The organism is Pseudomonas sp. GW821-FHT09E04 (genome assembly GCF_059416185.1).
On sequence record NZ_JBWKOR010000003.1, the window covers coordinates 189,813 to 195,983 of the forward strand.

Sequence of the window (6,171 nt, forward strand, 5' to 3'; positions counted from 1 at the left end):
CATGCAAACCACTCTCAGCGAAGAAGCCCGACAACTGCCTCGCGCCGAAGAAGCCGAAAGCATCCTGCGCACTTGCGTGCACTGCGGCTTCTGCAACGCGACCTGCCCGACCTATCAGTTGCTCGGCGACGAACTCGACGGCCCACGGGGTCGCATCTACCTGATCAAACAGGTGCTGGAAGGCAACGAAGTTACCCGCAAGACCCAGCTGCACCTGGATCGTTGCCTGTCCTGCCGCAATTGCGAAACCACCTGCCCCTCGGGCGTGGACTATCACAACCTGCTCGACATCGGCCGCGCCGTGGTTGATGCCGCTGTGCCGCGCCCCATTGGTCAACGTGTGTTGCGGGCAGGTTTGCGTGGTGTGGCACCGAATCCCGGACTGTTCAAAGGACTGGTCAGCGCTGGCCAGATCTTCCGTGTGCTGTTGCCCAATACCCTGCAAGCCAAACTGCCGCGCAGCACCTCTGCAATCGCACCCCGCCCGGTAACGCAACATGCCCGCCAGGTGCTGATGCTCGAAGGCTGCGTGCAACCGGGTTTGTCGCCCAATACCAACGCGGCGGCAGCACGGGTGCTGGATCGATTGGGGATCAGCATTACACCGGCGCGAAAGGCCGGCTGTTGTGGCGCCGTGGACTATCACCTCGACGCCCAGGCCACCGGACTTGACCGCGCCCGCCAGAACATCGATGCGTGGTGGCCGGCCATCGAACAAGGCGCCGAAGCCATCGTGCAGACCGCCAGCGGTTGCGGCGCGTTCATCAAGGATTACGGACACTTGCTGTGCACCGATCCGGCCTATGCCGAAAAGGCGAAAACCGTGAGTGCGCTGGCGAAAGATCTGGTGGAAGTGTTGCGTGAGGAACCGCTCGAGTCCCTAGGTATTCATGCCGATCAGCGCTTGGCTTTCCACTGCCCCTGTACCTTGCAACACGCACAGAAACTCGGCGGCGCGGTGGAGTCGGTGCTGACCCGATTGGGCTTCAACCTCACGACCGTGCCGGACGCCCATCTGTGCTGCGGCTCGGCGGGCACCTATTCGATAACCCAACCGGCGCTGGCCCGGCAACTGCGCGACCAAAAGCTCAACGCCCTGGAAAGCGACCATCCGGACATCATCGCCACCGCCAATATCGGCTGCCAGGCCCACCTCGACGGCGCGGGACGCACGCCGGTCAGGCACTGGATCGAGCTGGTGGACGCCGGGTTGCCCTTGGTGAGCGAGGCGTAGGATTGCTGGCGGCGGTCAATCGATGGGCGAAAAAAAACCGCCTTTGCGGGGCGGTTTTTCGGTAGGCCTCAGTTTGCGGCTGGGGCCTGGTGTCTCACGGACAACACTGACGTGCGGGAATACTATTAATCTTTGGTACTCGTTGCAACGTGATTTTGTGAGTGTTGAATGACGTTATGTGAAGCCAAGGTCAACCCTGGCAAGTCTTTAACCCACAAAAACATACTGACAGAAATAACGAATTACAAAACTCATCAAGTCTTTGCCCGGGATCCTCAGAATCACGCCACAAGACAAGTTAATATGCCGACGCTCACTCGCCAGTGCATCCGTGAGGTTTGGCTGGAACCATAACGGTTTCATGCCCTTCGACACGGTTTTGCACCCGTGCCGGAATGATGGCTCGGAGGGATCACAACCGGCCGCCTCATGGACAACATTGACGTGCATGTCCGAAGGCACACATGGTCCGGTAAGTGCGCTGGAGGTTTGGCCCCCGACCTGGAGGCCAAAACGTATGAAGCTTTTGCTGCGTACGCTGAGCCTCGTATGGAGATCGTTTCAAGCGTTTCGCTTTTACGAGTTCCTGCGAGACCACTTTGACAACCTGAAGTAACGGTTGTCGATGCGGGAAAAAGCCCGTTTTGGCTTCGGCTGAAACGGGCTTTTTTTGTTTTTAAATACTGTCACTTCCATGATTCTTACAAATTTATTCCTATTCAGCTGTAAGGCGTTTCGCTGACACGTGTCATCCCGACATCCCCCTCACCGTCAGTTATGAGCTAATAGCCCCTTCATTAAACCGTCGCTGAAACGTTGTACTAGGATAGGATCCCATTTCCTGATTCGCTGTCGCCGGGCATGGAGCTGTTTTCCGGTGGCTCAGGAACACGAGTACCACACTGCAACTCATGGATGAACGACATGAACTCACAGCTGTTTCCTCACATTGGCAAGGTCATCGCCAGCACTGGCAGCCGACATTTCCCACGGATGCTGCACGACCTGATCCTGACCCAACTGGCGGTGGACGCCACGCACATCCGGCAGATGCGCGTGGAACCGGTCGGACGCGCACAGCCGCGCAGTGAGCCCGAATGCGTCAAGGAAGCATCCTTGCTGGCTGAAACGGTGTATTCCGAGTTGAGCACTCTGCCGAGTGCCAATGAATTGCCCACTCCCGAACCCTCGACGGTCACCGACGCCTCGCAATTGCATCTGACCCGGCGCAAGGACGGTTACCGCTATGTGATATCGGTTTACCGGTGCGGCCCGTCAAAACGCTTTTCCGCCCACGAGCGCAGTTTGTTGCAGGACATTTCTCCAGTGCTGCTGCCGATGGTCGAGAAACACATCAACGCCCTGCAACCGGCGAACACTGACGCCCAGGGACAATCTCAGGAGCAATCGGATTCAACCCTGCTGGGCCTGGAAACCCTGCGCCTGCGCTTTTGCGAGCGCGTGGAGCAACTGGGGCTGAGCCTGTCGAACCGCGAAATGGAAGTGTGTGTCGGCCTGCTCGCCGGGCGCACCGCGCCTGAACTGGCCGAGCAGTTGCAATTGAAGGTCAACACCGTGGAGAGCTACCTCAAACGCGCCGCGATCAAACTGGGTATCAGCGGCCGTCACTCGCTGATGCGCTGGATGTACTCACCAAAGGACTGCCCCGCAGCCTGCGGCCCGTCGAACGCGGCCTGACGGTTCACACGCCTGTAACGAAACCGCCCTCCTGCAAAGGACGGCGGTTTTTTTGCGCCCGTTTCAATCCCGGGCCAACGCCTCGATCGGATCGAGCCGCGACGCATTGCGCGCCGGCACGAAGCCGAACACGATACCGATCAGGGTCGAGCAAAGCACAGCAGTGAGCACCGAGGTCAGCGAAAACACCATTTCCCATTCCTTGATGAACAGCGAGAACAGGTGGCCGATGGCGTAACTCAACGAGATACCGATGGCGCCACCCAGCAGGCAGACCATCACCGCCTCCACCAGAAACTGCTGGCGAATGTCCGACTGCCGAGCCCCGACCGCCATGCGGATGCCGATTTCACGGGTACGCTCGGTGACCGACACCAGCATGATGTTCATCACGCCGATGCCGCCTACCACCAGCGAAATCACCGCAATCAGCGACAACAGCAAGGCCAGTGAGCGGCTAGTTTTCTGTACGGTCTGCATCACGCTGTCGAGGTTATTGGTGAAGAAGTCCTTGGTGCCGTGGCGTTGCAGCATCAGCTTGTTGACGTTGTCCTCTACCACTTTGCTCGGTTGACCGTCCTTGATCCGCACACTGATGCTGTCCAGATAACGCTGGCCCAGCAGCCGTCCGGCTGCGGTTTCATAGGGCACCCAGACGTTGAGCGACTTGCTCGACGAGAAGATGTTCTTGTTCTCCGCCGCCACACCGATCACGGTGCACGGCAGGTTACCGATCAGGATCACCTGCCCCAGCGGATCAACCCCTTCGCCGAACAATCGATGGCGGGTGTTGTGATCGATCACCACCACTTGCGCCTGACGCCTTGCATCGCTTTCGCTGAACGGGATGCCCGACTCCATCTTGATCCCGCGCACCTGGAAGTACAGATCGCTGACGCCGTTGACCTGCGCATCGAGGTCGATGTTGCGGTAACGCAGCAACAGATTGCGCCCGACCACCGGCGTGGCACTGTCGACGTAGTACAGCTGATTGAGCGCCGTCACATCCGCCGGCACCAGGGTTTCGATGGCCGCCGAACGGCTATCGCCGAAACTGGTGCCGGAATAGATATCGATGGTGTTGCTGCCGATGGCCTGGATGTCTTTCAAGACATAGCGCTTGGCCCCTTCGCCGATGGCCGAAATCGACACCACCGAGGTGATGCCGATGACGATCCCGAGCATGGTCAGCAAGGTGCGCATCCGATGGGAGATCAGTGCGACCCAGGCCATGTTGAACGCTTCCTTGAACAACCCGAGGCTGGCCACCAGACGCCGCGCCGCCGTGGACTTGGGCGGCACTGCGTCCTCATTGGTCAGCGCCGTGGTGTCGCGCTCGTTGCAGCGATCGCTGAGGATTTCGCCGTCGCTGACTTCGATGATGCGCTCGGCGTTGGCCGCGACCTTGGGGTCGTGGGTCACCAGAATCACCGTGTGCCCGGCGGCGTGCAGCTCCAGCAGAATACGCATCACCTCTTTGCCGCTGGTGGTGTCGAGTGCGCCGGTCGGTTCATCGGCGAGGATCACTTCGCCGCCGTTCATCAAGGCCCGGGCGATACTGACGCGCTGCTGCTGACCGCCCGACAGTTGGCTCGGACGATGAGTCAGGTGCCCTTCCAGCCCCAGCCGTGCCAGCAGCTCACGGGCCCGGGCATGACGCTGCGGTTCCGGTGTGCCGGCGTATATTGCCGGCATTTCGACGTTGTGCATCGCACTCAGATGCGGCAGCAGGTGGTAGCGCTGGAAGATGAAACCGAAGTAATCACGGCGCAGTTCGGCAAGCGCCTGATTGTCCAGGTCGCGGGTTTCCCGGCCGTTGATCTTGTAGCTGCCGGCCGTGGCGTAGTCGAGGCAGCCGAGGAGGTTCATCAGGGTTGATTTGCCGGAGCCCGAGGCACCGATGATCGCCACCATTTCCCCGGCATTGATCGTCAGGTCGATGTTCTTCAGCGCCAGAAATTCACGGTCGCCCGCGGTGAAACTGCGGCTGATGCCGGTCAGTTGCAGCAGAGGTTCGGTCATGCTCATGCCCCTGCCACTTTCGACACCGGATCACCGATCACCACCCGGTCGCCTTCGGCCAGACCACCGTTGACCTGCACCTTGACGTTGTTGTTGATCCCGGTCTGTACGTTGCGCGACTGCGCCTGGCCCTTGGCGTCCAGCACCCGCACCGGAAAACTGCCATCGTTGTTGCGCGGGCCCAGCGCGGCCACCGGAATCGTCAACACCGATTTGGCGGTGTCGAGCACCACCCGCACCTGGGCCGTCATGGAAATGCGCAAGCGGTGATCAGGGTTCGGCACCTCGAACAGCGCGTTGTAGAACACCGCCGTGTTCTGTTTCGGCGTGCCGGCGGGCGGGGTTTCGAGGAAGTTCTGCGGCGCGGGTTCAGTGCCGCGCAGCTTGCCGTAATAACGTTTGTCCTCGCCCAGAATGGTGAAATAAACCTCCTGCCCCGGCGCGATGTGAATGACATCCGCCTCCGACACCTGAGCCTTGACGGTCATGGTGTCCAGATCCGCCAGCTTCAGCAGGATCGGCGCCAGTTGGTTGGCAATCACAGTCTGGCCTTCCTGAGTCACGATGCCCACCACATCGCCGTCGATGGGCGCGATGATCCGCGTGTAGGCCAGGTTGACCTTGGCCGTGTCGATCTGGATATGCGCGCTCTTGATCTGCGCATCCAGCGACAACAGATTGGCTTGCTGCACTTCGTAGTTCGATTGCGCGGTTTCAAAATCCTGCCGCGAGATAGAGGCGTCCTCCTGCAGGTTCTGATAGCGCTCGTAGATCGCCTTGGTCTGCCGGAGCTGAGCCTGAGTCGCCCGGCGCTGGGCTTGCAGGTTTTCCTCATCGACCTGAGCCTGACGCAGGGTGTTCTGTAGCACCAACGGGTCGATTTCCGCCAGCCACTGGCCTTTCTTGACCTTGTCGCCGACCTTGACCTTGAGCGACTTCAACTGCCCCGAGACCTGGGCACCGACGTCCACCTGCTTGATGCCCTCCAGCAGACCGGTGGCGAGCACCGCGTTTTCAATGTCACCGCGTTCGACCGTGGCGGTCAGGTATTGCGGTGCTTCGGCCGGTGCCTGCACCGTGTAGAAGACCAACCCGGCCACCAGCGTCAACGCGATTCCCAGACCGACTTTGCGCAACTTCGACTGTTCCATAAATGACCACAATTCCGTTCAGGGTTGAGCCCGGCCAGCGGCCGGGTTCCAGGATAAAGACTTCAA

Annotated in this window: 4 protein-coding genes; 2 read left to right on the forward strand and 2 right to left on the reverse strand. The window is 60.0% G+C overall.

Annotated elements, in window-relative coordinates:
* Position 1 precedes the first annotated feature (1 nt).
* A complete protein-coding gene (gene glcF / locus AC07N4_RS12110) occupies positions 2–1,234 on the forward strand; it encodes a glycolate oxidase subunit GlcF (protein WP_493066155.1) in 1,233 nt (410 codons plus the stop codon).
* Between the two features lie 924 nt (positions 1,235–2,158).
* Positions 2,159–2,932, forward strand: a complete 774-nt coding sequence (locus AC07N4_RS12115; RefSeq protein WP_096820710.1) for a helix-turn-helix transcriptional regulator — start codon at positions 2,159–2,161, stop codon at positions 2,930–2,932.
* 63 nt (positions 2,933–2,995) lie between these two features.
* On the opposite strand, the gene AC07N4_RS12120 is transcribed toward AC07N4_RS12115, so the two are convergent.
* The gene (locus tag AC07N4_RS12120) at positions 2,996–4,954 is read right to left on the reverse strand and encodes a MacB family efflux pump subunit (protein WP_102622126.1); all 1,959 of its coding nucleotides are present in this window, start codon (positions 4,952–4,954) and stop codon (positions 2,996–2,998) included.
* Positions 4,955–4,956: 2 nt separating this feature from the next.
* A complete protein-coding gene (gene macA, locus AC07N4_RS12125) occupies positions 4,957–6,105 on the reverse strand; it encodes a macrolide transporter subunit MacA (protein WP_493066154.1) in 1,149 nt (382 codons plus the stop codon).
* Between the last annotated feature and the right edge of the window lie 66 nt (positions 6,106–6,171).